Source organism: Bradyrhizobium daqingense (genome assembly GCF_021044685.1).
Lineage (GTDB): Bacteria > Pseudomonadota > Alphaproteobacteria > Rhizobiales > Xanthobacteraceae > Bradyrhizobium > Bradyrhizobium daqingense.
Map to the genome: position 1 here is coordinate 2,494,162 of NZ_CP088014.1, position 25,245 is coordinate 2,519,406.

Sequence of the window (25,245 nt, forward strand, 5' to 3'; positions counted from 1 at the left end):
ATTGCCATGATTGTCGGCGCCGGCTCCCTCCCTTCGTCTTCATCCCGTATCCAGGGAGTCATCCATGCTGAAAGCCATTGCCATCATCGCCATCGTTCTCGCGGCCGGACTTGCGGGAATCCTCGTCTTTGCCCTGATGAAGCCCGACACTTTCCGCGTCGAGCGCAGTCTTGCCGTGAAAGCGCCGGCCGATGCGATCTATCCGGTGGTCGCCGATTTCCGCCGCTGGACCGCCTGGTCGCCCTATGAAAACCGCGACCCCGCCATGAAGCGGACCTTTGGCGGAACCGCGGAAGGCAAGGGCGCGACCTACGCCTGGGACGGCAACAGCAATGTCGGCGCCGGGCACATGGAAATCCTCGAGGCGAATGCGCCCTCGAAGCTCCGCATCAAGCTCGATTTCGAGCGTCCGTTCGAAGGCCACAACACCGCCGAGTTCACCTTTGTGCCGCAAGGCGATGGCACACTGGTCACATGGACCATGGACGGTCCGGCCCCGTTCGTGTCCAAAGTGATGCAGGTGTTCATCAACATGGACAGCATGATCGGCAAGGATTTCGAGACCGGCCTCGCCAGCCTGAAGAAGCTTGCCGAGAAGCAATAGACTTCACCGCGAAGGAAGAAGAGGAGAGAAACGATGCTCAATCCCTATCTGTTCTATCAGGACAATTGCGAAGCCGCGTTCAACTATTACGCAAAGAGTCTCGGCGGCAAGATCGACGCGCTGATGCGTTCGTCGGACGCGCCGCCGGAGATGCCGGCTACACCCGGCCGCGAGAAGATGATCATGCATGCGCGGATGTCGCTGCCTGACGGCACTGTGCTGATGGCGTCCGACTCGCCGCCCGAGCATTTTCAGAAGCCGCAAGGCTTTGCGATCTCGCTCACGGTCAAGGATCCCGCGGATGGCGAGCGCAAGTTCAACGCGCTCGCCGACGGCGGCACCGTCACCATGCCCTTCAGCAAGACGTTCTGGGCGAAAGGGTTTGGCATGTGCGTCGACAAGTTCGGCATTCCCTGGATGGTGAACTGTCCGGCCGAAGGAATGTGATGCGCGATTGCGCACATGTTTGATGGAGCTGCGGTTCCCTCTCTCCATGCTGCGGGAGAGGGGACGCGCATGGGATCGTTCCGTCGCGCGCCGATCGCCGTGGTCTCACCGGATCGAGCCGGTTACGTCCTCGCCCTGCGGCGATGATGGTTGCACGCAGCGAGGACAGATCACGAGCTTGGTGCCGAGCTGCCTGTCCTTCTCCGCTTCGATCTCGTCGTGGACCGCCCACCACGCTTCGGAATAAGGCCGCAAGGTGCCGAGCACGCGTTCCCGATCCTGATTGGGATCACTCGCTGCGGGCGCAGGGGGCGCTGTCGGCCGCTTCGCGGCATGAACGCGGTTCGCGCTCTTGTTGGGGTCCTGGCCGAGGCCATCCCACGCGATCGGACGGCGCTCCTGCGCTGCTGCGACTGCACAGCCAAGCAGCGTTGTGCAGAAAGTAAGCAAGATAAAGCCGTATCGCATCATGCCGGACCCAAAGTTCGCTGCGCGCTGCGCAAGTTCCACGCGGGAGGGCTTGCATCGCGTCGGTGAAATGGAACTTAAGGCAAACGGGTCGGCCGGCACGGCCATGTAATTAACTCGCGATTCGCATCACTTTGCGGGAGCAGTGCGGCCGCTTCGTGAAATCACGCCAACTGCATCGCACAACAATTGACGCAATATTGGGCTGTGATCTGCACGCCAGAATCGCTATTGGTGATTCATAAAAGCTACAAACTGGGATGGACGTCACTTAGGGGAGCGACCGATGGCAGCGGCGCTACAGATCAACTTTGCTCTTTGGGGAATGCTCATCTGCGCCAGCGCGAAGCTGGCACCGGTGATACAGACTCTCTTCTGAATGCAGCCAGCGCCTGATGGCGCAAATCTCCCGGTGCGTACGCTGCATGCGAGCACAGGGAACCCGGCGTATGGCCTGGGGCCAGCCAAGTAAGCCGCCAAGTCAACTGCCAAGATCGCCTCTAATGTGACGCGGTTCACAGAGCCCATTCACGTCACACGCGGGCAGCTGCCAACTTCGTCAGCGACAACGCGGATAAATCGCGGCGAGATCGCGCCCCTTGAGCAGGAGCAACCGCGAGGTGAGACCGCCGCGACGGCTGATCCAATCGCGCACCGGGCCGGGATAGGCGTCGAGCACCGCGACCGATGCTTCCGGCTCGGCATAGAAGCGCCCGCGTCGGTCGACCGAGCGCGCGGCATGGAAGCCGAGCACCGCACGCTTGGTGACGCAGATGCGCTCGCCGGGCACGATGCTCAGCACCAGCGTGCAGGCGGACAGGCAGGGACCGTCGATCACGACGCGCTCGCCGCTCTCGCGCACCTTCTCGAACAGATCGAGGAACGGGCCGACCTGTCCGCCCGGCGACTGGAGGATGCGGATCTCGGCGGCCGCGGGCGCAGAGACGAGCAGCGTGGCTGCAAGCATCAGGACATTGAGGAATGAGACGCGTCGCATGAAGCCTCCACCAACTGGATCTTGTAGGGTGGGTTAGCGTAGCGTAACCCACCATCTTGGCGCCGCGTGAGAAGAGGTGGGTTACGCCCGCCGGCCGCGCTTCGCGCAGCCGCCGTGCTCATTCACCCTCCAGGTTCTACCCGTTCCGTCGTTCGCCGCGCAGCGTCGGAAGGCCGATACCCGCCGCATCGAAGCCGCCATCAACGGCCAAAATTTGGCCGGTAATGTAGCTCGCATTCGCCGAGCACAGGAAGTAGATCGCGTCCGCGAGCTCCACTTCCAAGCCGTACCGGTTGAGCGGGATGGCGTCGTGATAATCGGCACGGATCTCCTTGGTGTGCACCTGCTTCGCCATCGCGGTGTCGACGGGCCCCGGCGCGACCGCGTTGACGCGGATGTTGAGCGAGGCGAGCTCGACGGCGAGCTGCTTGGTGAGATGGGCGAGGCCCGCTTTGCTGGTGCCGTAGGCCGAGCGCAGCGTCGAGGCGCGCACCGCCGAGATCGAGGTGATGTTGACGATGGCGCCGCCATTGCCGTCGCGCATCAGGGGCACCGCGGCCTTGGTGCAGAGGAACGGGCCGGTGAGATTGACCTCGAGCACGCGGCGCCAGTCGGCCTCCGACGTCTCCATCAGCGGCGCGAACACCGCGATGCCGGCATTGTTGACGAGCGCGTCCAGCCGGCCGAACCGCCGCTCGACCATCGTCATTGCCGCGCTCACCTCGGCTGCATCCGAAATGTCGCAGGTCAGCGCCAGCGTTGCCTCGTCCTGGCCGATCTCGGCAACGGCGCGGCCGAGCAGCTCGCCCTCGATGTCGAGCAGCGCCACACGCCAGCCCTCGGCGAGAAATTTCTTCGCCGTCGCCAGACCAATTCCGCGCGCGGCGCCGGTGACGAGGACAACTTTTTGCGGGGCTTGCGGCATGGGTGGATCCCGTCCTGTGTCGAGAGGGTGCGTCGCGTGCAGGCTCCTTTTACTGTGCTTTCGTCCCGGCGCGGAAGGGGGCTACAGCGATGCGGCCGAGTTCGCAGACCTCGATGAGAGTGGCCGCGAAATCGGGGATGATGGCGATAGAGAAGAGGATGGCGCCTAGGCCAGCTCCGCCGAGGCCCGCTGCATGTTGGCCGACATGTCCGACGTCACGATGCTCTGTTCCTCGACCGCGGCGGCGGTGGAGGCGATGAACTCGTTGACGCCGGCAATCGCGGCCTTGATCGCGGTGAGCGAGCTCGCAACGTCGCCCGAGATCACGTTCAATGCGTCGATCTCGGAGGTGATCGTGTCGGTCGCCTGCTTGGCCTGGTTCGCGAGGCTCTTCACCTCGGAGGCGACCACCGCGAAGCCGCGGCCGGCTTCGCCCGCCCGCGCCGATTCGATCGTGGCGTTGAGTGCGAGCAGGTTGATCTGGCTGGTGATGCCCGAGATCATCTCGACGATGCCGCTCATGGCTTGCGCCGCTGCGGCCAGCTTCTGTGCCTGGCCGTCCGCGGACTCGACCCTGGTCGTCGCGACCTTGGAGGTTTCGCGCGACTTCGCCATGGTCTCGGAGATCTCGCGGATCGAGGCGCTCATCTGTTCGCTGCCGGCTGCGACAGCCTCGATCAGGCCGCGCGCATTGTCGGCCTTCTTGCGGCCGATCGCCTGCGCGGTGATGTCGGTGGCGTATTTCACCACCTTGTAGGGCTTGCCATTGAGATCGAAGATCGGGTTGTAGGAGGCCTGGATCCAGATCTCCCGCCCGCCCTTGGCGATCCGCTTGTATTCGGCGGCCTGGTATTCGCCCCGGTTGAGGGTCTCCCAGAATTGGCGATAGGCCGCCGAATTCTTCTCGTTCGGCTCGACGAACATGGAGTGGTGCTGGCCCTTGATCTCCGTCAGCGAATAGCCCATCGCCGCGAGGAAATTCTCGTTGGCGGCTCGGATCGTGCCGTCCATGTTGAATTCGATCACCGCCTGCGACTTCTGGATGGCGGCGAGCTGTCCGTCATTGTCGGCCGCCTTCATCTTCTGCGCGGTGACGTCGGTCGCGAACTTCACCACCTTGAACGGCTTGCCGTTCTCGTCGAGGATCGGATTATAGGTGGCGAGGATCCAGATCTCCTTGCCGCCCTTGCCCAGCCGCTTGTATTCGGCGGCCTCGAACTCGCCGCGGTTCAGCTTGGCCCAGAAGGCGGCATAGGCCGCACCGGCGCGGTCCTCGGGCGTCACGAACATGCTGTGATGCTTGCCTTTGACCTCGTCGAACGAGTAGCCCATCGCGTTCAGGAAGTTCTCGTTGGCGGTAACGATGGTGCCGTCCATGTTGAACTCGATCACCGCCTGCGCGCGGTTGATCGCAGCGATCTTGCCGGAATCCTCCATGGCCTTGATCTTGTTCGCCGAGATGTCGGTGGCGAACTTGATGAAGCTGACCACCTTGCCGTTCTCGTCGCGCAGCGGCGCGTAGGAGGCGTGAACCCAGATTTCCTTTCCGCCCTTGCCGAAACGCTTGTATTGCGTGGTCTGGAACTCGCCGCGGTTCAGGCCGGCCCAGAAGTCGCGATAACGGGCGCTCTCGCGCTCGGCCGGGCTGACGAAGATGCTGTGATGTTTGCCCTTGATCTCGGCAAGTGTGTAACCGCTCAGCTTGAGCAAGTTCTCATTGGCATCGAGGATGGTCCCATCGAGACCGAATTCGATCACAGCCTGCGACCGGTCGAGTGCCTCGACCTCCGCAACGGCGTGCCTGACTTTCTTGCTTTGGAAATTGAACACGTAAGCCCCGCAATAGCTCGATGAATAATGAAGGATTGCCGTACGGTTTTTCCGGAGACAAAAAGTTGCCCGACCTTCTTGACCAAATGGTTAAATTCTTGCGGAGGCTGCTGCCGCTCCTGTAGCTCGTGCGCCGTCTATCCTGTTCAATGAACGAGACTTTTGGGTCTATATGCACGGTGCTGTTCAGAGGGCGCCCGTAATTGTACGGGAGCGTGGGGGCATTATTTTTCCGGCTCTCGCTGCCGAACGCCGCCAAAGCCGGCCCGTTGGTCAGTCCCGAAATATTTCTGCTCGCTTGTCGGATTCGCAACCGGTCGTTCGTCCTGGAGGTGAGCGCCGGCCCGCAGAACCCAGGACACGACCCATGCGATTCATGATGCTGATGATCCCGCTCGGCTACGAGAGCGCGCCGCCGGACGTTCAACTCGATCCCGAGCGTGTCGCGGCGATGATGCGCTACAACGAGGCGCTGAAGGATGCCGGCGTGCTGATCACACTCGACGGCCTGCACCCGCCCTCGACGGGCGCGCGCGTCTCGTTCGCGACCGGCGAGCCCGTGGTCACTGACGGGCCCTTTGCAGAGGCCAAGGAAGTCCTGGGCGGCTACTGGATGATCGAGGTCGCCTCGCGCGCCGAGGCGATCGCCTGGGCGAAGAAATGCCCGGCCTCGCCGAACGAAATCGTCGAAATCCGGCAGGTGCAGGAGATGAGCGACTTTCCGCCTGACGTGGAGCAGGCCGCAGCCGGATTGGACGATCTGAGGAAGTAGCCGGCCGCGGAGAATTCCGCGGCTGTCGTCAAGAGATCAACAAGGGAGAGACCGATGAGCACCGAACACAGATTCCTCGCCGTCTACCTCGGCAGCATGAGCGGAGCGAAAATGGCGGCTTGGCGTGCGCTGCCCGAGGCTGAACGGAAGGCAAAGGAGCAGGAGGGCATGGCCGCCTGGCACGGCTGGGTCGAGAAACATCAGGCCGTCATCGTCGAGATGGGCGGCCCGCTCGGCAAGACCCGCAGGATTGACGGAAGCGGCATCACCGAGATCAGCAATGCGCTGACCGGCTTCACGGTGGTGCGCGCCGCCTCGCAGGAGGAAGCCGCAAGGCTGTTCGAGGACCATCCGCATTTTGCGATCTTTCCGGGCGAGGCGATCGAGGTCATGCCCGTGCTGCCGATTCCGCAGATGTAGCGTCGCCAGTTCGCCTCCGGGCTCGCTCCCGAGTGTCGGGCCCGGCACCACCCGTGGATCTACGGGCCAGTCACGCCTCACCGCCGCTAGTGACCTTCACGCCAAGCTCATGTAAAGGTCGTTCACATGAGCTGGCGCAAGGAGCAGCGCCGCGCCGAGCGCGGCTATCACCACGGCAATCTGAAGGAGGCCCTGTTGCAGGCCGCTCTCGGCCTGATCGCCGAGAAAGGCGCGGCGGGCTTCACCTTTGCCGATGCCGCGCGCATGGCCGGCGTCAGTGCCGCGGCTCCCTATCGGCATTTCCGCGACCGCGACGAGCTGTTGTCCTCGATCGCCCAGCGCGGCTTCGAGCAATTCGAGGCACGACTGTCCGCGGCCTGGGACGACGGGCGCCCCGATACGGTCACCGCGTTCGAGCGCGTCGGTAAGGCCTATCTCGCCTTCGCCCGCGAGGAGCCCGCCTTCTATAACGCGATGTTCGAATCGGGCGTGCCGGTGGATGCCAATCCCGCGCTCCAGACCGCCAGCGAACGGGCCTTCAACATCATTCGCGCTGCAGCCGAGCGGCTCGCGGCGCTGACGCCGCCCGGCACGCCACGGCCGCCGGCGATGATGATGGCCTTGCATATCTGGTCGATGGCGCACGGCGTGGCCTCGCTGTTTTCCCGCGGCGATGCCGCGCGACGAAAACTGCCGATGTCGCCGGACGAACTGCTGGAGGCCGAGGTGCTGATTTATCTGCGCGGCCTCGGCTTCCCGACCGACCGCCGCCCTCCAGCCAAGGGCGCCGAGCCACCGCCGGTGCCGCCGGAGGCGTCCTCCGGTTCGGGCCTGCCGCCCGCCAGTCCCTCGGGCAAGCCGAAATAAAGTTACGCAAATAATCACGCGGGCGTGTCTGGCGGCCAGCTTGACAAAATCGCGGGATGGTCTACCTATGTAAATGTTATTTACATTCACAACGGCGCTGGTGCCGTGATGGAGATGGGAAATGGCCTACACCGCTGATGTCAATCGATGGCGCGGCCCCTCGGACCAATACCAACAGTACGAGCGTCCTCGCATGCTTGATACGCCCTGGCATCCGGGCTGGATCGCCGTGACCATCCTCGGCTTCATCATCTGGTGGCCGATCGGACTTGCCCTTCTCTTTTTCACACTCGGGAGCAGAAGAATGTCGTGCTGGAGCCACCAGGATCGCTGGCAGAACAAGATGGAGCGGATGCAGTACAAGATGGATCGCATGCGCGATCGCATGGAACGCCGCGGCTTCGGCTTTGGCTTCGGCCCGCCGTCCTCCGGCAACCGCGCCTTCGACGAATATCGCTCTGAGACGCTGCGCCGGCTCGAGGAGGAGCAGGTCGAGTTCAAGAACTTCCTCGACCGTCTGCGTCACGCCAAGGACAAGGAAGAGTTCGACCAGTTCATGGCGCAGCACAAGACGCGTCCGACCCCGCCGCCGACCGACCAGCAGCAGGGCTGATCCGAAGGTTTGCACCTCTCAAAGCCTTCAGGCGCATGCCCCCAAAGTCCTGATGGCCCCGAGCCGCCCGCCTGCGCAACCCGCAGGCGGGCGGTCTGGTTTTGGGGGCAGCTTAGCGGCAGCCCCGGGACGGTTCAGGCCGTCGCCGCGAGCTGCGCGCGAACCGACGAGAGGAAATGGTCGTAGGCGTGATCAACGATCTCGTTGAGCGATCGCGTGCGCGCGAACATCGCCTTGGCCTCCGCCAAAAACTCCTCGCGGGTCGGAATCTTCGGCAGATGCAGATGCGTCAGCGCGTCGACACCTTCATGTGCGCGGTTGAGGATGTCGTGCAGCGACGGCAGCTGCAGCTGCGCGAGATCGGCCCGGCGGCGGGCCGACGAGATCGCATGCGCCAGAGTCTGCGCATCGAACCGTCCGGCGAGCTCGCGGCCGGCCCGCTGGATGACCCGCGCGCCGAGCGGTTGCTCGTTGCGTAGCACCTGTTCGGGCGGTGCCTTCATGTTCCAGACGACGCCGATCCAAGACAGGACCGTCAGGACGTAATAGGTCACGTCGACTTCCCACCAGCGAAAGCCTTGTCGCACGCTGCTCTGGTAGGCGTGGTGATTGTTGTGCCAGCCCTCACCCAGCGTGAACAAGGCTAGAAGCCAGTTGTTGCGGGAATCGTCGCCCGTCACGTAGCGCTTACGTCCATGCACATGGGCGAGCGAATTGATGCAGAAGGTGGCGTGATAGACCAGCACCGTGCTCCAGAGGAAGCCGACGACCAGACCCGACCATCCTGCCACCAGGAAGCAGAGTCCTGCCAGCACGAAGGCCGGCAGCAGCTCCAGCCGATGCAGCCACATCAACTCGGGATAGGCGGCGAGATCGCCGACCTTCACGAGGTCGGTCGCGTCGTGCTGCCGGTCGAAGATCCAGCCGAGGTGGCTGTAGAGGAAGCCGCGGTGACGCGGTGAATGCACGTCGTTCTCGGTGTCGGAATGCAGGTGGTGGTGGCGATGCTTGGCCGCCCACCACAATACGCTCTTCTGCGCGCTGCTTTGCGCAATGCAGGCGAGGATGAACTGAAACACCCGGCCGGTTGCAAACGCCCGATGCGAGAAATAGCGATGATAGCCTGCGCCGATACCGAACATCCGCAGGCAATAAAGCGAGACGCAGATCGCGACCGCCTGCCAGGTGACGCCGGACCAGATCGCCGCAAAGCAGCCGAGATGGACCAGCAGGAACGGTATGGCGGATGGGTACATGATGTCGTCGTGGTGGTCGTCGGCAGGGGCGTTGGGCGACATATTTTCAGCGTGACCTTGGATGACGTGGATGCGGAATTGGATCGGGCAGCTTGGCGGCGGCCGGGTACGAAAAACCCGCGGATGGCGGACCACCGCGGGCTTCGGTCGAAGGACCGACCGACTATATGGTTACGGCTCTCTGGCAAGCAAGCTCGTAGCCTCACGGGGGAGCATGGCGCACAGACGACCGCGCGTGTTGCTGACGCCAATTGGCGGGCAGGCGGCCTGCCTCCTATATTCGATACGAGAAGCAAGCGTCAAAACACCGCAGGCGGCGAAGATGGCGGAGACTGTGATCATAGCGAGCGAGATCCTCTGGCGTGACATCCGCGGCGAGGCGCAGCGCGCCGCAGCGGCGGATCCAATCTTCGGCAAGGCTGTTGCCGGCGCCATCCTTGCCCATGACGATTTTACCTCCGCCCTGGCCGACCTGATCGGTCGTCGGCTCGGCGGCACCGCGGCCGAACGCGAGCGCTTCACGACGTTTTCGCGCGATGCCTTTCGCGGTCAGCCAAATCTGGTCGAAGCGGCCGGCCGCGACTTGCGCGCCATCGTGCTGCGTGATCCCGCCGTCGCCGGCCTGCTGCCGCCGCTGCTCCATTTCAAGGGCTACGTCGCGCTGCAAGCCTGGCGCGTCTCGCACTGGCTATGGCGTCATGACCAGCACGACGCGGCGCTGCTGTTGCAGAACGAGGCGTCGAACGTTTTGCAGGTCAGCATTCATCCAGCCGCGAGCCTTGGATCGTCGGTGTATCTCGACCACGCCACCGGCATCGTGATCGGTGCCAATGTCGTTGTCGGCGACGAGGCCACCATTCTTCAGAACGTCAGCATCGGGCGCCATGGCGGCCTACCGATGCGCTCGCCTCGCATCGGTCGCGGCGTCTTCATCGGCTCCGGCGCGACCATCCTCGGGGACATCGATGTTGGCGATTTCGCCAAGATCGGCGCCGGCACGGTCGTGACCGCCGACGTGCCCGCCGGCTGCACCGCAATCGGCAATCCCGCGCGGCTCACCAATTGCCCCGAACCAGCGTCCGCCGCCTGACGCTCACCGAGAGGTGACGGTCTGGTCCATGCGCCTGCGCAAAAGACAAGGCGCCTTAGAACCCGATCGCGACGAAGCTCGACCAAAGCCCATACGGCGCCTTTTCGCCTGCGCCGACGGGTACGACCATGACCACTGCTGTGTGTAAGGAGACCAGGCGGCGCATCGCGTTGCTCGCGCGTGCCTCGGACCTGTTCGACCGGTTCGGATGTTATCTGCCGCTCGCGATCGCCCTCCTCAATGGATGGCCGACCGAGTTCAAGTCCTATCATGACCTCGTAACCACCAACGCCTGGCAGGTCTTTCTGAGCGGGGCTCTCTATTGCCTTGCCGCTTTTGCGCTCAGGCGCGCCGTCTCCTTTGCACAAGCGGAGTTGGACCCATGATCCTGCTCCGCGACTTTGCGCTCTTTGTTCTGCCCGTGCTGATCGCGGCGGGCGGCTGGCTCTATGCGCTCAGCCTGCGTCAGCGGACTCGCCCGTAACACGCTCGCTGCATTCAGGCGGCGCGGCGGTGCCTTTCGCCGCCATGATGCGGATTGACGGGCTCCGAGCTGGTCTGGCCGGGTGCGTCCAGTACTGCGACATGATGCCGGTACACCATCTCCCAGCCCTTCCATCCCGTGAACAAGAGGATGCCGACGACGATCAGCGACAGCACCACGCCCCACGGCTTTACGGCGGCTTCAGCGCCTTGGGCGTAGCGGACATAGAAATTGACCAGCGCCAGCACGACTGCCGCGAGGTTGCCGACCATGTGATACCAGGCGTCCTCCAGGCTGCGGATGCGGGGCTCGCTGAAGAAATCGATGAAGCCCGCCGCGGCAGCGAGGAGCGCCATGACGATGCCGGCGCCGATCAGCCAGATTGCGGCTCTTGCCCAGAAACCGTCGCCGGTTCCGATGAAGGCGAGATCGGCGATGGGCGCGCCGACCAGGCATGCGATGGGGAACGGGATCAGCATGGGGTGCAGGGGATGATCGCCGATCGCGGCGGTCGTTTTAGGGTTGATACTCATGGCATAACCTCGCCAAAAGGGTCATTTCCGGGACAATTTTCTGCCGGGTGGGCCGGTTCCTACGGGCGACGGGCGCCCGGGCATCCCCCTTTGCGGCCTGCATTTCCCGCAGCCAAATTCGTCGCCGGTAACCGCGCATTAACCAACGCCGGGCTCTGGTATTTGCGGACAGTCACGCCCGAAGTCGTGTCGAGGCCCATAGTTTTGACATCTTGGCGGGGAATGCAGGCGGCTGGCTTTGGACGAGCCCTGCACCCCAGAAAGACAAGGCTTTGAGCAGGCTTGCCGGCCGCGCGGGTTCTAGCGCGGCTGTTGGGGAGCACCGGCCGATTTGCTGGCCGAAGGACATTAGGTAACGATCGCCTTGAGAGGATACTGCTTATGAATCCGGCCGACATGGCTCAGTCAGCCCTTCCGGTTGCTGCCTCCGCCGACGTGTCGCTGATTGCGCTGTTCTGGCAGGCTCACTGGATCGTGAAGGCGGTGATGCTGGGACTTCTGTCCTGTTCGGTCTGGGTCTGGGCCATCGCCATCGACAAGATCTTCCTTTATGCGCGGACGCGGCGCTCGATGGACCGCTTCGAGCAGGCCTTCTGGTCCGGCGAATCGATCGAGGAGCTTTACCGCACGCTCTCGGCCAAGCCGACGCATTCCATGGCAGCATGCTTCGTCGCGGCGATGCGCGAATGGAAGCGCTCGTTCGAGAGCCATGCCCGCTCCGTCGCGGGCCTGCAGATGCGCATCGACAAGGTGATGAACGTTTCGATCGCGCGCGAGGTCGAGCGGCTGGAACGCCGCCTGCTGGTGCTCGCCACCGTCGGCTCCGCCGGCCCCTTCGTCGGCCTGTTCGGCACGGTCTGGGGTATCATGTCGAGCTTCCAGTCGATCGCGGCGTCGAAAAATACCTCTCTGGCGGTGGTGGCGCCCGGTATCGCGGAGGCGCTGTTTGCGACCGCCGTCGGCCTTATCGCCGCCATTCCTGCCACTATTTTCTACAATAAGTTCACGTCCGAGGTGAACCGGCAGGCCCAGCGGCTCGAGGGCTTCGCCGATGAATTTTCAGCCATCCTGTCCCGTCAGATCGATGAGCGTGGCTGACGGACGGCATGTATAGTGTGAAGGGCAATTTGGGCACCAGACCATGGGCATGAACGTCGCAAGTTCATCCGGAGGCGGCGGGCGCCGTGGCCGGCGCAAGCCCGTCGTGGCCGAGATCAACGTCACGCCGATGGTCGACGTGATGCTGGTGCTGCTCATCATCTTCATGGTGTCGGCGCCGATGCTGACGGTCGGCGTGCCGCTCGATCTGCCGCAGACCCAGGCCAAGAGCATCGAAAACAGCGACCAGAAGCCGATCCAGCTGTCGGTCGACATCAAGGGCAAAGTGTTCATCAACGATGCCGAAATCGCCATCAACGACCTCGTGCCGAAGCTCAAGGCGATCACGGACGCGCGCGGCGGGCTCGAGGAGCGCATCTATTTGCGCGCCGACAAGAAGGCGGATTACGGCACGGTGGCCAAGGTGATGGGCCAGTTGTCCGGCGCAGGATTCAAGAAGCTTGCCCTCGTCACCGAAGCGGATCAGGGGTAGGCCGTGAAGGTGAACGTCGACAAGACACTCGTTGCGTCGATTGTGCTCCATGTCCTCGTGCTGGGATGGGGGCTCGTCACCTTCAGCAGCAAGGCCTATGTGGCGCCGGAAGAGTCGCTGCCGGTCGACATCATCTCCTCGGATCAGCTCGCCAAGATGATGGCGGGACAGAAGACCGGCAAGAAGGAAGAACTGAAGCCCAAGATCGAGAAGATCGCCGAGCCCAAGCCGGAGGAAGACGCCGTCGGCAAGGTCACGGAGAAGAAAGAGCTGATCAAGACCAACTCGCAGCCGGAGCCGCCGCCGAAACCCGTCGAGAAGCCGGTCGAGAAGAAGCCCGAGCCGCCGAAGCCCGTCGCCGAGGCCAAGCCGAAGGAAGAGCCGAAGCCGCAGGAAAAGAAGCCTGATCCGGCCAAGGAAGATCCGATCGCCGAGCTGCAGAAGAAGCTGGACACCAAGAAGCCGCCGCCCAAGCCCGTGGAGCAGAAGGTTGCGGCGGTGCAGCCGCAGCAGCAGCCCAAGCCGAAGGAGCGCACCTTCGATCCCGCGCAGATCCAGCGTGATCTCGACAAGCGCGCCGCGACCCGGCACGAGCAGACGGGTTCGGCACTGAATGCGTCGGCCTCGCTGGGGGCGGCGACCGGGACGGCGGCCAACAACGTCGCAACCTGGCAAGGTGCGTTTTTGTCAGCGGTCAAACGCTGTTTCACGCCGACCTACAACGGCCAGGACGCCGATCAATACGAAGCTGACATTGATATTTACATGAAGATCGATGGAACGCTGGCATCGGAGCCGGTCGTCGTCGCGGTGAGGGGACCGTCGCGGTCGATTGCACAGGCGGTGGCTGACAGTGGCAAGCGCGCCATCATGCAATGTCAGGCCTATTCGTTCCTGCCGAAGCAACAGTATGACACTTGGAAAACCATTCCGATGCGCTTCGGCCTGAAGGATATGTTGTGACATCCGAACAAAAGAATTCTGCGATGAATGACGTTCGATCAATAAACCGCCGCCGCTTCATGACGCTGACCGGATCCGCGCTCGCGACGCTCGGGACTGGACGTACCGTGGCCCAGGCGCAAAAACGGCTTGAAATCAATCCAACTGAATTCCAGCCGATCCCGATCGCGATCAGCAACTTCGTGCCGGGCTCGCCGTCCGACGGCGACGTCGGCAACGGTGTCACGCAGGTCATCACCAACAATCTGAAGCGTTCGGGTCTTTTCGCCCCGATCGACCAGGCCGCTTTCATCGAGCGCATCAGCAACATCGACGTCGCGCCGCAGTTCCAGAACTGGAAAACCATCAACGCGCAGGCCCTCGTCACCGGCCGGATGACGCGCCAGCCGGACGGTCGCCTCAAGGCAGAATTCCGCCTGTGGGACGTGGTCAGTGGCCAGCAGCTCACCGGACAGCAATATTTCACCTCGCCGGAATATTGGCGCCGCATAGCCCACATCATCTCCGACCAGATCTACGAGCGGATGACCGGCGAGAAGGGCTATTTCGACAGCCGCGTCGTGTTCGTGGACGAGACCGGACCAAAGGAGCGCCGCGTCAAGCGGCTTGCGATGATGGACCAGGACGGCGCCAATGTGCGCTATCTGACGCGCGGCTCCGACCTCGTGCTGACGCCGCGGTTCTCGCCGAACTCGCAAGAGATCACCTACATGGAGTTCGGGCAGGGCGATCCGAAGGTCTATCTTTTCAACATCGAGACCGGCCAGCGCGAGATCGTAGGCAATTTTCCGGGTATGACTTTCGCGCCGCGCTTCTCGCCGGACGGCCAGCGCGTCATCATGAGCCTACAGCAGGGCGGCAATTCCAACCTGTTCGTGATGGATCTGCGCTCGCGCTCGACCACGCGCCTCACCGACACGCCGGCGATCGACACGTCGCCGTCCTACTCGCCGGACGGCGCCCGCATCTGCTTCGAATCCGATCGCGGCGGCAGGTCGCAGATCTACGTGATGGCGGCGGGCGGAGGGCAGGCGCAGCGCATCTCCTTCTCCAAGGACGACACCAATGCCAGCTATTCGACGCCGGTGTGGTCGCCGAAGGGCGATTACATCGCCTTCACCAGGCAGGGCGGCGGACAGTTCGCGATCGGGGTCATGAAGCCGGACGGCTCCGGCGAGCGCATCCTCACCTCCGGCTTCCACAACGAGGGGCCGACCTTTTCGCCGAACGGCCGCGTGCTGATGTTCTTCCGCGATCCCGGCGGCAATGGCGGCCCGTCGCTGTACAGCGTCGACATCTCCGGTCGCAACGAGCTGAAGGTGCCGACGCCGGGCTTCGCCTCCGACCCGGCCTGGTCGCCGCTATTGTCCTCGACTGCAGGCCAATAGTTCACCCGTTCAGACGCGCGATGTTGTCGAAAAAATGCGCCGATTTTTTCGGATCCGCTGCGCAAGGCAAGCCTTTCTTCACCTTGTGCCCGGCAAGGCTTGCCTAGTTGCTTGAAATCTAAGCGGAAACGGGTTCGTCATTGCCGAAAAACAACTCGACTTTAACGATGTTCCCTCAGAAAGGCTTCATCAGGCCTGAGTAAAAGTACGCGCCAGACAGGACGCGCGTACAAACACAAATGCAGTTCGCAAGCCAGAGCGAAGAACCTGAGCAGGCATCGCCGAAGATTTCGGCGGCGCTGATCGATTCGCTGTTCGAGGCTCCCCGTCCGCTGCTGGCCGGCCTCGTATTCGTCTCCATCGGCGCGGCGCTCACTGCCTTGAAGACGGGAGAGCCCCTGATCTGGGCCTGCGTCGGATGTCTCGTCTTCGCCGGCATCATCCGCGCGTTCGACCTGCATCTGTACCAGAAACGCAAATCGGCGCTGACGGCCGAAGGGGCAGCGCGCTGGCAGAAGCGTTATCAGATCGGCGCGATGGTTCAGGCGGCTGCGATCGGCACGTGGTGCTCGACGACCCTGTTGGCCAGCGACGATGCCGTGGCTCATATGATCGCGCTGTCCGTCACCACAGGAATCGCGGCGGGCGGCGCCGGCAGAGCCTATGGCCGGCAATGGATCTTCCAACTCCAGGTCAGCCTCGTCTTCGTTCCGATCGTCATTGCCCTCGCGCTGCGCGGCACGCCGTTCTACGTGGCGATGTCGATCGTCAGCGCGGCGTTCCTGTTCTCGCTGATGGGCATCTCGGCCAATCTGCACCGGATATTCATGCGCGCACTGGCCGCGCGCGAGCGCGAAGCGGCGCTTGCCGGCCAGTTCGACACCGCATTGAACAACATGCCGCACGGCCTTTGCATGTTCCACGTCGACGGTCAGCTCGCGGTCATGAACTATCGCTTCGGCGAGATGATGAGCTTGCCCGACGATCTCGTGAAGAGCGGCGCCAGTGCGGCGCGCATCATGGCGGCCTGCGTCGATACCCAATCCATCTCGAAGGACAGTAGTGATCTGATCCTGCAGGGCATCCGCGAGCTCCGGAACAAGGAGATTGTGACGACCGATCCCGACCTCGCACGCGGGCGTACGCTGTCATGGACCATTCAGCCCATGACGGACGGAGGTGCTGTCCTCCTGCTCGAGGACATCACCGAGCGCAAGAGTGCCGAGGCGAAGATCAGCCATCTGGCCCGCTACGACGAGCTCACGGCGCTGCCCAATCGCGTCAGCTTCCGCGACGAGATCGAGCGGCTGCTGGCGAGCGCGCACCACGCCGAGCAGCTCTCCGCGCTGCTGTTCATCGATCTCGACCAGTTCAAGCAGGTCAACGACACGCTCGGCCATCCCTGCGGCGACCAGCTCCTGTGCGCGGTCGCCAACCGCCTGCGCGAGATGCTGCGCCCCGAGGATTTCGTCGCCCGTTTCGGCGGCGACGAGTTCGTCGTGTTCCAGCAGAACCTGTCGTCGCCCGAGGATGCCGCCAGCCTTGCCCGCCGCATCGTCGAGCGGCTGAGCGAGCGCTATCGCATCGACAATCATCTGGTCGAGATCGGCGCCAGCGTCGGCATCGCGCTGACCGCGCCGGATGGCACCAGCGCCGACACGCTGCTCAAGAACGCCGACATGGCGCTGTACCGCGCCAAGGCCGACGGCCGCGGCACCTTCTGCTTCTTCCGCGACGAGATGGCGGCGACCGTCGAGGCCCGCCGCATCCTCGAGCTCGACCTGCGCAAGGCGCTCGCCAACGAGGAGTTCGAGCTGTTCTATCAGCCGCTGGTCAATTTGAGGTCCGGCAAGATCACCACCTGCGAGGCGCTGCTGCGCTGGAATCATCCGGTGCGCGGCACGGTCTCGCCGGTCGACATCATCCCGGTCGCCGAAGACATGGGCCTGATCGTCGATCTCGGCCGCTGGATCCTGCGCCGCGCCTGCATGGAATGCATGAAGTGGCCGGAGGGCGTCAGCGTCGCCGTGAATTTCTCGCCGCAGCAATTCCATCAGCGCGACGTGCTGAGCGAAATCCGCTACGCGCTCGAGGTCTCGGGGCTTCCGGCCCACCGCCTGGAGATCGAGATCACGGAATCATCGCTGCTGCGCAACACCCAGCTCACGCACGACATACTGTCGCAATTGCATGCGCTCGGCGTGCGCATCTCGCTCGACGATTTCGGCACCGGCTATTCCAGCCTCAGCTATCTGCACAATTTCCCGATGCAGAAGGTGAAGATCGACCGCTCATTCCTGGAGGGCATCGATACCGACCGGCCGCTGACGCTGCTGCGCGGCGTAGCACGGCTGTCGGCGGATCTCGGCATGGCCGTCGTGGTCGAGGGCATCGAGACCAACGAGCAGCTCGAACTGATCAGTGCCGACGGCACGGTGACCGAGGGACAGGGCTATCTGTTCAGCCGGCCGGTGCCGGCGGTGCGCGTGCGCCAATTGCTCAACGCCTCGCATGGTCGTCGGATGCAAGACGGTCAGGTCGTTGCGCTCTCCTCACGCTCGTTCGCCTGATTCTCCAGTCTCGAGATTTCCCGTCGTTTGCTGCGCTTTGCAGCGCCACCGTAGTCGTACGGGGGGTTAACCGTAATCGATTCAAGCCTTTGCAATTCGGTTAAGGAGGCGTTAATGTTTTAAACTCGCGGAAGTTGCTGGATGAGTGGAGTATCAGATGGAATCCCGGGCCGAGCCGCGCGCTCCGCTGTTGATGCGGGGGGCAGGGATTTTTGATCGGGTCGACTACAGGCTCATCGAAACTCCGGAAGACAAAGACCGCCTCTATCAAATGCGCTATCGCGCTTATCTGCACGGCGGATTGATCCTGCCGTCCGAGACGCGTCGCGTCAGCGACCGCTATGACGATGCGCCGAACGCCTGGACGTTCGGGATACACGTCGATGGCGAGCTCTGCAGCTCCGTCCGCCTGCACATCCTGACGTCGGACCAGCGCATGTCCTATGCGACCGAGCTGTTCGGCGACGTGCTTCACCCCCGTCTCGACCGCGGCGAGGTTTTCGTCGATCCGGCGCGCTTCGTTGCCGATCCGGAGCAGGCCCGTCGGTTTCCGGAGCTGCCCTACGTCACCCTGCGCCTTGCCTATCTGGCTTGCGACCACTTCAACGCGGACACCGGGCTCGCGCAGGTCCGGGCGGAGCATCAGGCGTTCTACCGCCGGGTCTTCCTGCACGAGGCGATCACGGAGCCGCGTTCGTTCCCGAACGTGCTGAAGCCGGTCGCCTTGATGGCTTCCGATTTCCGCAGCCTGCGCGAGCGGGTCCTGACCCGCTTCCCGATCATGCGCTCGAGCGCCTTCGAGCGGCGCATGCTGTTCGACCGTGCGAACGTGCGCAACGCGGTGCAGCGCCCGGTGCTCGTCGCAAGTACGGCGCAGGCCTGAAGGTCGGCCCGCAATTTTGCCTCCAACCGACCCGTGCGGCCGGCGACGCAGACGAGATCGGCCCAAATTTCCAGCAAACGCCGGGGTTTTTGCCGGCCATGCGACTTGCCTTCACCCTCGCGCCACATTTACAACCCATTAACCATGGCGTTTGCTTTTCGCTGGTTGGGGGCATTTGAGCGGCTGAGGCAAGGTTCCGTCAAGGTTGACGGAACGTTCGCTTAACCAACCCCCTGTAGACCGGACAGCAGTGGACTAACGCGAGCGTGGAGGCTCCGGAATGAAACATCCTATGCGTATCCTCCAGGGATTGAAGCTGGTCGCGGTACTTGCCGTCGCGCTGTCGATGGGCGCCTGCGCCAACAAGAATGCTGCGACGGATGCGATGGCCAACGCGGCGACGCCGGGCAGCCAGCAGGACTTCGTGGTCAACGTCGGCGATCGCGTGTTCTTCGAAAGCGACCAGACCGATCTGACCCCGCAGGCCATCGTGACCCTGGAGAAGCAGGCGCAGTGGCTCCAGACCTATCCGCGCTACAGCTTCACCATCGAAGGCCATGCCGACGAGCGCGGCACCCGCGAATACAACATCGCCCTCGGCGCTCGCAGAGCCCAGTCGGTGCGTTCGTTCCTCGCCTCGCGCGGCATCGATCCGAACCGCATGCGCACGATCTCCTACGGCAAGGAGAGGCCGGTCGCTGTCTGTAACGACATCTCCTGCTGGTCGCAGAACCGGCGCGCCGTCACCGTCTTGAACGCGAGCTCCTGAGGCTCAGTCAGGTCCTGACGATCAGTCAGCCGCCGTTCATCTTCACAAACCGATTATGCCGGCGCCCTCTCGGGCGCCGGTTTCGTTTCAGCATTCTGTGACAGAAACCCCTTGGTACCAGTCACATTTTTGGCGTACTCCACTTCGATGTGTGGCGCCACGAATGTTCCGTCGCAGGCCATTTCGCTTTTGTCGTCAGGGCAAGATGTCATCCAGATTTAAGGTCTTTACCGGCACCGTGGCGACCGCCGCGCTGCTGTCCTTGTGCTCGCCCGCGCTTGCGCAATCGATCTTTGCGCAGTCCGATGATGCCGATCCCGAGATGCGGATCGAGCGGCTGGAGAACCAGCTGCGCCAGCTCACCGGCCAGAACGAAGAGCTGCAATATCGCAATCGCCAGCTCGAAGAGCGGCTGCGGGCGCTCGAAGGCGGTGCACAAGCCGCGCCCGGACAGGCGCCCAGCGTCGCGGCGATGCCACCCGCCCAGATCGGGCCAGGCCAAGTCGCCCCGGGTTATCGTCAGCAGCAGCCGCAACAGCAGGCCGTGCAGCCGAACTACGAACAGCCGCAGATCGCCGCGCCCGCGCCGATCGTGCAGGAGCAGCCGGCGCCCGGCGCCCCCGGCACGCGCCGTCGCGGTGATGCCTTCGATCCGAACCAGAACCCGAACGCGCCTGGCGCGCCGCGTGCGCTCGGCGGCGGCCAGCAGCCGATGTCGGCGGGAGCCCCCATTGGCGCGCCCGGCGGCCGCGGCGCCGGCGAGCCGCTCGATCTCGCCAACACCAGCCCCCGCTATCAGCAGCAGGCTGCTCCTCCGGCCGCGCAGCCCGGCTATCCGCCGGCCCAATCCGGCTATCCCGCGCCGTCCGGCGGCGCCGGCCTGACGACGCTGCCGCCCTCGGCGACGCCGCGCGACGAGTTCGATCTCGGCATCGGCTACATGCAGCGCAAGGACTATGCGCTCGCCGAGCAGACCATGAAGAATTTCGCGCAGAAATACCCGAGCGATCCGCTGCTCGGCGACGCGCAATACTGGCTCGGCGAGAGCTACTTCCAGCGCCAGCAATATCGCGACTCCGCGGAAGCCTTCCTCGCCGTCACCACCAAATACGAGAAATCGGCCAAGGCGCCGGACGCGCTGCTGCGGCTCGGCCAGTCGCTCGCCGCCCTCAAGGAGAAGGAGGCCGCCTGCGCCGCCTTCGGCGAGATCGGCCGCAAATATCCGCGCGCCTCCGCCGGCGTCAAAGCCGCGGTCGACCGCGAGCAGAAGCGGGTGAAGTGCTGACGCCCGCGTCCGGGTCCTGACAATGCGGATGGTGCTGCGCTAAACATCGCGGACCATCCGCCGCTGATGCCGGGCCGCGTCATGTCAGAGGACGACAATTCACCCATCTCCGCGCGCGAGGCGAGGCGGCTCTTCGCCGGCCTGAAGGCTGCGCCGGCGCTGGTGCTCGCGGTCTCCGGCGGGCCCGACTCGGTCGCGCTGATGTGGCTCGCGGCGCGCTGGCGGCGCGCTCTTGCGCGCGGCCCTGAGCTCACCGTCGTCACCGTCGATCACGGCTTGCGCCCGGAAGCGGCCCGCGAGGCACGCGAGGTCAAGCGCCTGGCAACTGAACTCGGACTGCCGCACCGGACCCTGCGCTGGCGTGGTGCAAAGCCGAAGACCGGGCTTCCCGCCGCAGCCCGCGAGGCCCGCTACCGCCTGCTCGCCCAAGCCGCGCGGGCCGTGGGCGCCAGCCACGTGCTGACCGCGCACACCCGGGACGACCAGGCCGAGACCGTGTTGATGCGCATGCTCAGGGGCAGCGGGCTTGGCGGGCTGTCGGCGATGGCCGGCGTCAGCCAGCGCGACGGCATCGTGCTGGCGCGGCCGCTGCTCGATGTTCCCAAGGCGCAACTGATCGCGACGCTGAAGCGGGCGAAGCTCGGCTTTGCCGACGACCCCACCAACCGCGACACCGCCTTCACCCGGCCGCGGTTGCGCGCGCTGCTGCCGCTGCTCGCAGCCGAGGGCGGCGATGCCCGCACGCTGGTGCGGCTCGCGGCAAGGCTGGCGCGCGCCAATGCAGCGGTCGAGGTGCTGGCCGATGGCGCCGAGCGCTTCTTGCGCTTGCGGGATCGCGACGTTGCGCCGCAGGTGGGGATTCGAAGCTTCGAGGCCTCGGCTTTTGCCGCTCTGCCGGAGGAGGTTCGCTTGCGGCTGCTGCTGCGGGCCATCGACGCGCTCGGGCACGAGGGGCCCGCGGAACTCGGCAAGGTCGAAAACCTGATGTCTACGCTCGACCGGGCGATGGCCGGTCCCGGAGCGGCCGCAAATGGCCGGCCGGTCCTGAAGCAGACCCTCGCGGGAGCCTTGATCAGCCTGGCCGGCGGGCGTATCCAGATTGCGCCGGCGCCGGCCCGCCGGCGCAAAGGCAGATAAGCGCGAAACGGGCGGATCATGACACCGGCCAATTCGAATCCGCGCCGTCAGGCCACCTTAACCAGGCAGGAGAAACCCCGGTTTCGGCGCCATTATTTCAGCGGGAATCGCGGTAAGATGGGATAAATAGTCCCATCTCGTTCCCTTGGCAGCGACCGGGGCGGCACCTAAATTGTATGCGTCTAACGATGAGGATTCCTTGGGATTTCCTCGCACTGAGCCAATCAACTTGCCCAAGGATCAGGCCGCGATCCGCGCGACCACGAAGGAAGATCGATGAACGCCAATCTGCGCAATTTCGCCCTCTGGGTCATCATTGTCTTGCTGCTTTTGGCGTTGTTCACGCTCTTCCAGAATCCGGGTCAGCGCGCCTCCTCGCAGGACATCGCCTTCTCCCAGCTCTTGAGCGAAGTTGACCGCGGCAATGTGCGCGACGTCGTGATCCAGGGGCCGGACATCCACGGCACCTTCACCAACGGCTCGAGCTTCCAGACCTATGCGCCGAACGACCCGACGCTGGTGAAGCGCCTCTATGACAGCAAGGTGCAGATCACCGCGAAGCCGCCCGGCGACAACGTGCCGTGGTTCGTCTCGCTGCTGGTCTCCTGGTTGCCCTTCATTGCCCTGATCGGCGTCTGGATCTTCCTGTCGCGGCAGATGCAGGGCGGCGCCGGCAAGGCGATGGGTTTTGGCAAGTCGCGCGCCAAGATGCTGACGGAGGCCCACGGCCGCGTCACCTTCGAGGATGTCGCCGGCGTCGACGAGGCCAAGCAGGACCTGCAGGAGATCGTCGAATTTCTCCGCGACCCCGGCAAGTTCCAGCGCCTCGGCGGCCGCATTCCACGCGGCGTGCTGCTGGTCGGACCTCCCGGCACCGGTAAGACCCTGATCGCGCGTGCGGTCGCGGGCGAAGCCAACGTGCCGTTCTTCACCATTTCGGGCTCTGACTTCGTCGAGATGTTCGTCGGCGTCGGCGCGAGCCGCGTCCGTGACATGTTCGAGCAGGCCAAGAAGAACGCGCCTTGCATCATCTTCATCGACGAAATCGACGCCGTCGGTCGTCACCGTGGCGCCGGCCTCGGCGGCGGCAATGACGAACGCGAGCAGACCCTCAACCAGCTGCTGGTTGAGATGGATGGCTTCGAGGCCAACGAGGGCGTGATCCTGATCGCCGCCACCAACCGCCCCGACGTGCTCGATCCCGCGCTGCTGCGTCCGGGCCGCTTCGACCGCCAGGTCGTGGTGCCCAATCCCGACGTCGTCGGCCGCGAGCAGATCCTGAAGGTTCATGTCCGCAAGGTGCCGTTGGCGCCGGATATCAACCTCAAGACCATCGCGCGCGGCACGCCCGGCTTCTCCGGCGCCGACCTGATGAACCTCGTCAACGAGGCTGCACTCACCGCCGCCCGTCGCAACAAGCGGATGGTGACGCAGGCCGAGTTCGAGGAAGCCAAGGACAAGGTGATGATGGGCGCCGAGCGCAAGTCGCTCGTCATGACCGAGGAAGAGAAGCTGCTCACGGCCTATCACGAGGGCGGTCACGCCATCGTCGGCCTCAACGTGCCTGCGACCGATCCGATCCACAAGGCGACCATCATCCCGCGCGGCCGCGCGCTCGGCATGGTCATGCAGCTGCCGGAGCGCGACAAGCTGTCGATGTCGCTGGAGCAGATGACCTCGCGCCTTGCCATCATGATGGGTGGCCGCGTCGCCGAAGAGCTGATCTTCGGCCGCGAGAAGGTGACCTCGGGTGCCGCTTCCGACATCGAGCAGGCCACGCGCCTTGCCCGCATGATGGTGACGCGCTGGGGCCTGTCGGAAGAGCTCGGCACCGTCTCCTATGGCGAGAACCAGGACGAGGTGTTTCTGGGCATGTCGGTGTCGCGCACGCAGAACGCCTCCGAAGCCACCGTCCAGAAGATCGACTCCGAGATCAAGCGCCTGGTCGAGGAAGGCTACAAGGAAGCGACCCGCATCCTCACCGAGAAGCACGCCGACCTCGAGGCGCTGGCCAAGGGCCTGCTCGAGTTCGAGACGCTGACCGGCGACGAGATCGTCGACCTCCTCAAGGGCAAGAAGCCGAACCGCGAGTCCGTGCTCGAGCCGACCACCCCGCGCGCCTCCGCCGTGCCCCCCGCCGGCAAGTCGCGCCCGCGTCCCGACCCGGATCCCGGCCTGGAGCCCCAGCCGCAGGCGTAAGCTCCACGCGGCAGGTCAAATTGAAAACGCGGCGGCAACGCCGCGTTTTTTGTGGGCTGATCGCATTGTGCTCAATGCTCTCGTGCGCGTCGCCCTTGCGACGTGGTGCAATGCAGAGCCGGGGCCCATGCAGCAGCGGGGGGTGTGCGGCCTTCTGGCTCCCGGCTCTGCACAGCAACGCTGGCGCGTTGCAGCGCGTCCGGGCCACGAGAGGAAGGCACGATGCTCAATTACGCAAAGCGCCGTTCCCCTACGATGCCTCATTTCGCCGATGCTGCTGGCATCTGGCGCTCAAGAAAACGCAGCACATCCTCATTGAACTGCTCGGGGTCCTGCAAAAACGAGAAGTGGCTGACCTCGGGCTGGATCAAGAGGCCGGCCGCCGGAATGTTCGCCGCCATGAATTCGGTGTTCTCGCGCTTGATCGCTTCGTCATGATCGCCATCGACGATCCAGGTCGGGACCTTGATCGTCGCGAGGTCGGACGCGGTCCATTTCGGCTGGCTCTCCCACATCTTGGTGATGTCGGCGACGAAGCTCTTGTATTCGGTCGGGGTCGGTGAGAGGCGCTTATACTCCTCGCCGGCCCTGGCGATGTAGGCGTTGAACACGTCGCTCGTCGCGATGTCCGCAACACCCGACGGATCCGAGTTCGCCGCGAAGGCGAACAGCCTGCTCACTCGCTCTGGATGCTTCATCGCGATGTCGAGGCCGATGATCGCGCCGTCGCTCCAGCCCACGATCGCAGCCTTGCTGATCTTGAGATGATCGAGCAGCCCAATCACGTCCGAGGCCATCAGATCGTAGCTGTAGGGCTCCTGGTTGCGGCTGCTGCGCCCATGGCCGCGGCTTTCCATGACGATGACCTGATAATGCCGTTGCAGCGCGCGGACCTGGTGGCCCCAATAATTGGCGTTGGCAAGACCACCATGCAGCAATAGCACCGGTTGTCCACGGCCGAACACCGCGTACCAGATCTTGACTCCATTGATGGGCGCCAATCCGCTCTGGGCGGCCTTGGGCAAAGCCGGCGTCGGCGGCAGGCTCAGCCATCGCGGCGCCGCGTGCAGCGTGCCCATCGAGACCATCACGGCAAGCGCGATGACGAGATTGCGAACCCGCATGAGACCCTCCTGTTCGACCCCTGGATATTA

Annotated in this window: 25 protein-coding genes; 18 read left to right on the forward strand and 7 right to left on the reverse strand. The window is 64.1% G+C overall.

Annotated features, from left to right (window positions below):
* Positions 1-64: 64 nt before the first annotated feature.
* Both LPJ38_RS11935 and LPJ38_RS11940 read left to right on the forward strand, forming a co-directional pair.
* Positions 65-604 carry an SRPBCC family protein gene (locus LPJ38_RS11935; protein ID WP_145632757.1) on the forward strand — a complete coding sequence of 180 codons (540 nt, stop codon included), beginning with the start codon at positions 65-67 and terminating at the stop codon, positions 602-604.
* A 33-nt stretch (positions 605-637) separates the two neighbouring features.
* Entirely contained in the window at positions 638-1,051 is a 414-nt protein-coding gene (locus LPJ38_RS11940; RefSeq protein ID WP_145632754.1) for a VOC family protein, read from the forward strand.
* A 105-nt stretch (positions 1,052-1,156) separates the two neighbouring features.
* On the opposite strand, the gene LPJ38_RS11945 is transcribed toward LPJ38_RS11940, so the two are convergent.
* The 4 genes from LPJ38_RS11945 to LPJ38_RS11960 form a co-directional block, all read right to left on the reverse strand.
* The gene (locus LPJ38_RS11945; RefSeq protein ID WP_145633291.1) at positions 1,157-1,522 is read right to left on the reverse strand and encodes a hypothetical protein; all 366 of its coding nucleotides are present in this window, start codon (positions 1,520-1,522) and stop codon (positions 1,157-1,159) included.
* Between the two features lie 556 nt (positions 1,523-2,078).
* Complete coding sequence (locus tag LPJ38_RS11950; RefSeq protein ID WP_145632750.1) at positions 2,079-2,516, reverse strand: hypothetical protein; 438 nt, start codon at positions 2,514-2,516, stop codon at positions 2,079-2,081.
* Positions 2,517-2,652: 136 nt separating this feature from the next.
* On the reverse strand, positions 2,653-3,441 hold the full coding sequence (locus LPJ38_RS11955) for an SDR family NAD(P)-dependent oxidoreductase (protein WP_145632747.1): 789 nt from the start codon (positions 3,439-3,441) through the stop codon (positions 2,653-2,655).
* A 165-nt stretch (positions 3,442-3,606) separates the two neighbouring features.
* Positions 3,607-5,271, reverse strand: coding sequence for a methyl-accepting chemotaxis protein (locus tag LPJ38_RS11960; protein WP_145632744.1), 1,665 nt, complete (start codon positions 5,269-5,271; stop codon positions 3,607-3,609).
* A gap of 367 nt (positions 5,272-5,638) precedes the next feature.
* On the opposite strand from LPJ38_RS11960, the gene LPJ38_RS11965 reads away from it, so the two are divergent.
* From LPJ38_RS11965 to LPJ38_RS11980, 4 genes are all read left to right on the forward strand, one after another.
* Positions 5,639-6,043 carry a YciI family protein gene (locus LPJ38_RS11965; protein ID WP_145632741.1) on the forward strand — a complete coding sequence of 135 codons (405 nt, stop codon included), beginning with the start codon at positions 5,639-5,641 and terminating at the stop codon, positions 6,041-6,043.
* Positions 6,044-6,097: 54 nt separating this feature from the next.
* The gene (locus tag LPJ38_RS11970) at positions 6,098-6,463 is read left to right on the forward strand and encodes a YciI family protein (RefSeq protein ID WP_145632739.1); all 366 of its coding nucleotides are present in this window, start codon (positions 6,098-6,100) and stop codon (positions 6,461-6,463) included.
* Between the two features lie 126 nt (positions 6,464-6,589).
* Positions 6,590-7,330, forward strand: a complete 741-nt coding sequence (locus LPJ38_RS11975) for a TetR/AcrR family transcriptional regulator (protein WP_145632736.1) — start codon at positions 6,590-6,592, stop codon at positions 7,328-7,330.
* A 121-nt stretch (positions 7,331-7,451) separates the two neighbouring features.
* Positions 7,452-7,943 (forward strand): DUF2852 domain-containing protein, encoded by a 492-nt coding sequence (locus tag LPJ38_RS11980; RefSeq protein ID WP_145632732.1) that lies wholly within the window; start codon positions 7,452-7,454, stop codon positions 7,941-7,943.
* A 134-nt stretch (positions 7,944-8,077) separates the two neighbouring features.
* Here the strand turns inward: LPJ38_RS11980 and LPJ38_RS11985 are convergent, their stop codons facing one another.
* Positions 8,078-9,241 (reverse strand): acyl-CoA desaturase, encoded by a 1,164-nt coding sequence (locus LPJ38_RS11985; RefSeq protein ID WP_145632728.1) that lies wholly within the window; start codon positions 9,239-9,241, stop codon positions 8,078-8,080.
* A 280-nt stretch (positions 9,242-9,521) separates the two neighbouring features.
* Between LPJ38_RS11985 and LPJ38_RS11990 the strand changes: the two genes are divergently transcribed.
* Both LPJ38_RS11990 and LPJ38_RS11995 read left to right on the forward strand, forming a co-directional pair.
* Positions 9,522-10,289 (forward strand): serine acetyltransferase domain-containing protein, encoded by a 768-nt coding sequence (locus tag LPJ38_RS11990; protein WP_145632725.1) that lies wholly within the window; start codon positions 9,522-9,524, stop codon positions 10,287-10,289.
* Between the two features lie 128 nt (positions 10,290-10,417).
* A complete protein-coding gene (locus LPJ38_RS11995; RefSeq protein ID WP_145632723.1) occupies positions 10,418-10,675 on the forward strand; it encodes a hypothetical protein in 258 nt (85 codons plus the stop codon).
* Positions 10,676-10,787: 112 nt separating this feature from the next.
* Here LPJ38_RS11995 and LPJ38_RS12000 read toward each other — a convergent pair whose 3' ends face one another.
* Entirely contained in the window at positions 10,788-11,306 is a 519-nt protein-coding gene (locus LPJ38_RS12000; protein WP_145632720.1) for a DUF2231 domain-containing protein, read from the reverse strand.
* A 381-nt stretch (positions 11,307-11,687) separates the two neighbouring features.
* Between LPJ38_RS12000 and tolQ the strand changes: the two genes are divergently transcribed.
* The 10 genes from tolQ to ftsH all read left to right on the forward strand — a co-directional run bounded on the left by tolQ (position 11,688) and on the right by ftsH (position 24,091).
* On the forward strand, positions 11,688-12,404 hold the full coding sequence (gene tolQ, locus LPJ38_RS12005; RefSeq protein WP_145633288.1) for a protein TolQ: 717 nt from the start codon (positions 11,688-11,690) through the stop codon (positions 12,402-12,404).
* 43 nt (positions 12,405-12,447) lie between these two features.
* A complete protein-coding gene (gene tolR, locus LPJ38_RS12010; RefSeq protein ID WP_008546340.1) occupies positions 12,448-12,897 on the forward strand; it encodes a protein TolR in 450 nt (149 codons plus the stop codon).
* Between the two features lie 3 nt (positions 12,898-12,900).
* Positions 12,901-13,860: a protein TolA gene (locus tag LPJ38_RS12015; RefSeq protein WP_145632717.1), complete on the forward strand. Its 960-nt coding sequence runs from the start codon at positions 12,901-12,903 to the stop codon at positions 13,858-13,860.
* A gap of 23 nt (positions 13,861-13,883) precedes the next feature.
* Complete coding sequence (tolB, locus tag LPJ38_RS12020; RefSeq protein WP_208750535.1) at positions 13,884-15,248, forward strand: Tol-Pal system beta propeller repeat protein TolB; 1,365 nt, start codon at positions 13,884-13,886, stop codon at positions 15,246-15,248.
* A gap of 239 nt (positions 15,249-15,487) precedes the next feature.
* Positions 15,488-17,818, forward strand: coding sequence for a putative bifunctional diguanylate cyclase/phosphodiesterase (locus LPJ38_RS12025; RefSeq protein WP_145632714.1), 2,331 nt, complete (start codon positions 15,488-15,490; stop codon positions 17,816-17,818).
* A gap of 157 nt (positions 17,819-17,975) precedes the next feature.
* Positions 17,976-18,701, forward strand: a complete 726-nt coding sequence (locus tag LPJ38_RS12030) for an N-acyl amino acid synthase FeeM domain-containing protein (RefSeq protein ID WP_145632712.1) — start codon at positions 17,976-17,978, stop codon at positions 18,699-18,701.
* A 280-nt stretch (positions 18,702-18,981) separates the two neighbouring features.
* Positions 18,982-19,470 carry a peptidoglycan-associated lipoprotein Pal gene (gene pal, locus LPJ38_RS12035; protein WP_035704649.1) on the forward strand — a complete coding sequence of 163 codons (489 nt, stop codon included), beginning with the start codon at positions 18,982-18,984 and terminating at the stop codon, positions 19,468-19,470.
* A gap of 205 nt (positions 19,471-19,675) precedes the next feature.
* Entirely contained in the window at positions 19,676-20,755 is a 1,080-nt protein-coding gene (ybgF, locus tag LPJ38_RS12040) for a tol-pal system protein YbgF (RefSeq protein ID WP_167520443.1), read from the forward strand.
* 81 nt (positions 20,756-20,836) lie between these two features.
* Positions 20,837-21,892: a tRNA lysidine(34) synthetase TilS gene (gene tilS, locus LPJ38_RS12045; RefSeq protein WP_145632706.1), complete on the forward strand. Its 1,056-nt coding sequence runs from the start codon at positions 20,837-20,839 to the stop codon at positions 21,890-21,892.
* 276 nt (positions 21,893-22,168) lie between these two features.
* On the forward strand, positions 22,169-24,091 hold the full coding sequence (gene ftsH / locus LPJ38_RS12050; protein WP_061880851.1) for an ATP-dependent zinc metalloprotease FtsH: 1,923 nt from the start codon (positions 22,169-22,171) through the stop codon (positions 24,089-24,091).
* 260 nt (positions 24,092-24,351) lie between these two features.
* Here the strand turns inward: ftsH and LPJ38_RS12055 are convergent, their stop codons facing one another.
* Positions 24,352-25,215 carry an alpha/beta fold hydrolase gene (locus LPJ38_RS12055; protein WP_145632703.1) on the reverse strand — a complete coding sequence of 288 codons (864 nt, stop codon included), beginning with the start codon at positions 25,213-25,215 and terminating at the stop codon, positions 24,352-24,354.
* Positions 25,216-25,245 lie beyond the last annotated feature (30 nt).

What these genes read in the sequence shown, in the direction of transcription:
- pal (WP_035704649.1), top strand. Translation starts at nt 18,982, where the DNA reads ATGAAACATCCTATGCGTATCCTCCAGGGATTGAAGCTGGTCGCGGTA.
- tolQ (WP_145633288.1), top strand. Translation starts at nt 11,688, where the DNA reads ATGAATCCGGCCGACATGGCTCAGTCAGCCCTTCCGGTTGCTGCCTCC.
- LPJ38_RS11970 (WP_145632739.1), top strand. Translation starts at nt 6,098, where the DNA reads ATGAGCACCGAACACAGATTCCTCGCCGTCTACCTCGGCAGCATGAGC.
- tolB (WP_208750535.1), top strand. Translation starts at nt 13,884, where the DNA reads ATGAATGACGTTCGATCAATAAACCGCCGCCGCTTCATGACGCTGACC.
- LPJ38_RS11990 (WP_145632725.1), top strand. Translation starts at nt 9,522, where the DNA reads ATGGCGGAGACTGTGATCATAGCGAGCGAGATCCTCTGGCGTGACATC.
- LPJ38_RS12000 (WP_145632720.1), bottom strand. Translation starts at nt 11,306, where the DNA reads ATGAGTATCAACCCTAAAACGACCGCCGCGATCGGCGATCATCCCCTG.
- LPJ38_RS11935 (WP_145632757.1), top strand. Translation starts at nt 65, where the DNA reads ATGCTGAAAGCCATTGCCATCATCGCCATCGTTCTCGCGGCCGGACTT.
- LPJ38_RS11945 (WP_145633291.1), bottom strand. Translation starts at nt 1,522, where the DNA reads ATGATGCGATACGGCTTTATCTTGCTTACTTTCTGCACAACGCTGCTT.
- LPJ38_RS11975 (WP_145632736.1), top strand. Translation starts at nt 6,590, where the DNA reads ATGAGCTGGCGCAAGGAGCAGCGCCGCGCCGAGCGCGGCTATCACCAC.
- LPJ38_RS11995 (WP_145632723.1), top strand. Translation starts at nt 10,418, where the DNA reads ATGACCACTGCTGTGTGTAAGGAGACCAGGCGGCGCATCGCGTTGCTC.
- LPJ38_RS12030 (WP_145632712.1), top strand. Translation starts at nt 17,976, where the DNA reads ATGGAATCCCGGGCCGAGCCGCGCGCTCCGCTGTTGATGCGGGGGGCA.
- LPJ38_RS12025 (WP_145632714.1), top strand. Translation starts at nt 15,488, where the DNA reads ATGCAGTTCGCAAGCCAGAGCGAAGAACCTGAGCAGGCATCGCCGAAG.
- ftsH (WP_061880851.1), top strand. Translation starts at nt 22,169, where the DNA reads ATGAACGCCAATCTGCGCAATTTCGCCCTCTGGGTCATCATTGTCTTG.
- tilS (WP_145632706.1), top strand. Translation starts at nt 20,837, where the DNA reads ATGTCAGAGGACGACAATTCACCCATCTCCGCGCGCGAGGCGAGGCGG.
- LPJ38_RS11965 (WP_145632741.1), top strand. Translation starts at nt 5,639, where the DNA reads ATGCGATTCATGATGCTGATGATCCCGCTCGGCTACGAGAGCGCGCCG.
- LPJ38_RS12055 (WP_145632703.1), bottom strand. Translation starts at nt 25,215, where the DNA reads ATGCGGGTTCGCAATCTCGTCATCGCGCTTGCCGTGATGGTCTCGATG.
- LPJ38_RS11955 (WP_145632747.1), bottom strand. Translation starts at nt 3,441, where the DNA reads ATGCCGCAAGCCCCGCAAAAAGTTGTCCTCGTCACCGGCGCCGCGCGC.
- LPJ38_RS11940 (WP_145632754.1), top strand. Translation starts at nt 638, where the DNA reads ATGCTCAATCCCTATCTGTTCTATCAGGACAATTGCGAAGCCGCGTTC.
- LPJ38_RS11985 (WP_145632728.1), bottom strand. Translation starts at nt 9,241, where the DNA reads ATGTCGCCCAACGCCCCTGCCGACGACCACCACGACGACATCATGTAC.
- LPJ38_RS11980 (WP_145632732.1), top strand. Translation starts at nt 7,452, where the DNA reads ATGGCCTACACCGCTGATGTCAATCGATGGCGCGGCCCCTCGGACCAA.
- LPJ38_RS11950 (WP_145632750.1), bottom strand. Translation starts at nt 2,516, where the DNA reads ATGCGACGCGTCTCATTCCTCAATGTCCTGATGCTTGCAGCCACGCTG.
- tolR (WP_008546340.1), top strand. Translation starts at nt 12,448, where the DNA reads ATGGGCATGAACGTCGCAAGTTCATCCGGAGGCGGCGGGCGCCGTGGC.
- ybgF (WP_167520443.1), top strand. Translation starts at nt 19,676, where the DNA reads ATGTCATCCAGATTTAAGGTCTTTACCGGCACCGTGGCGACCGCCGCG.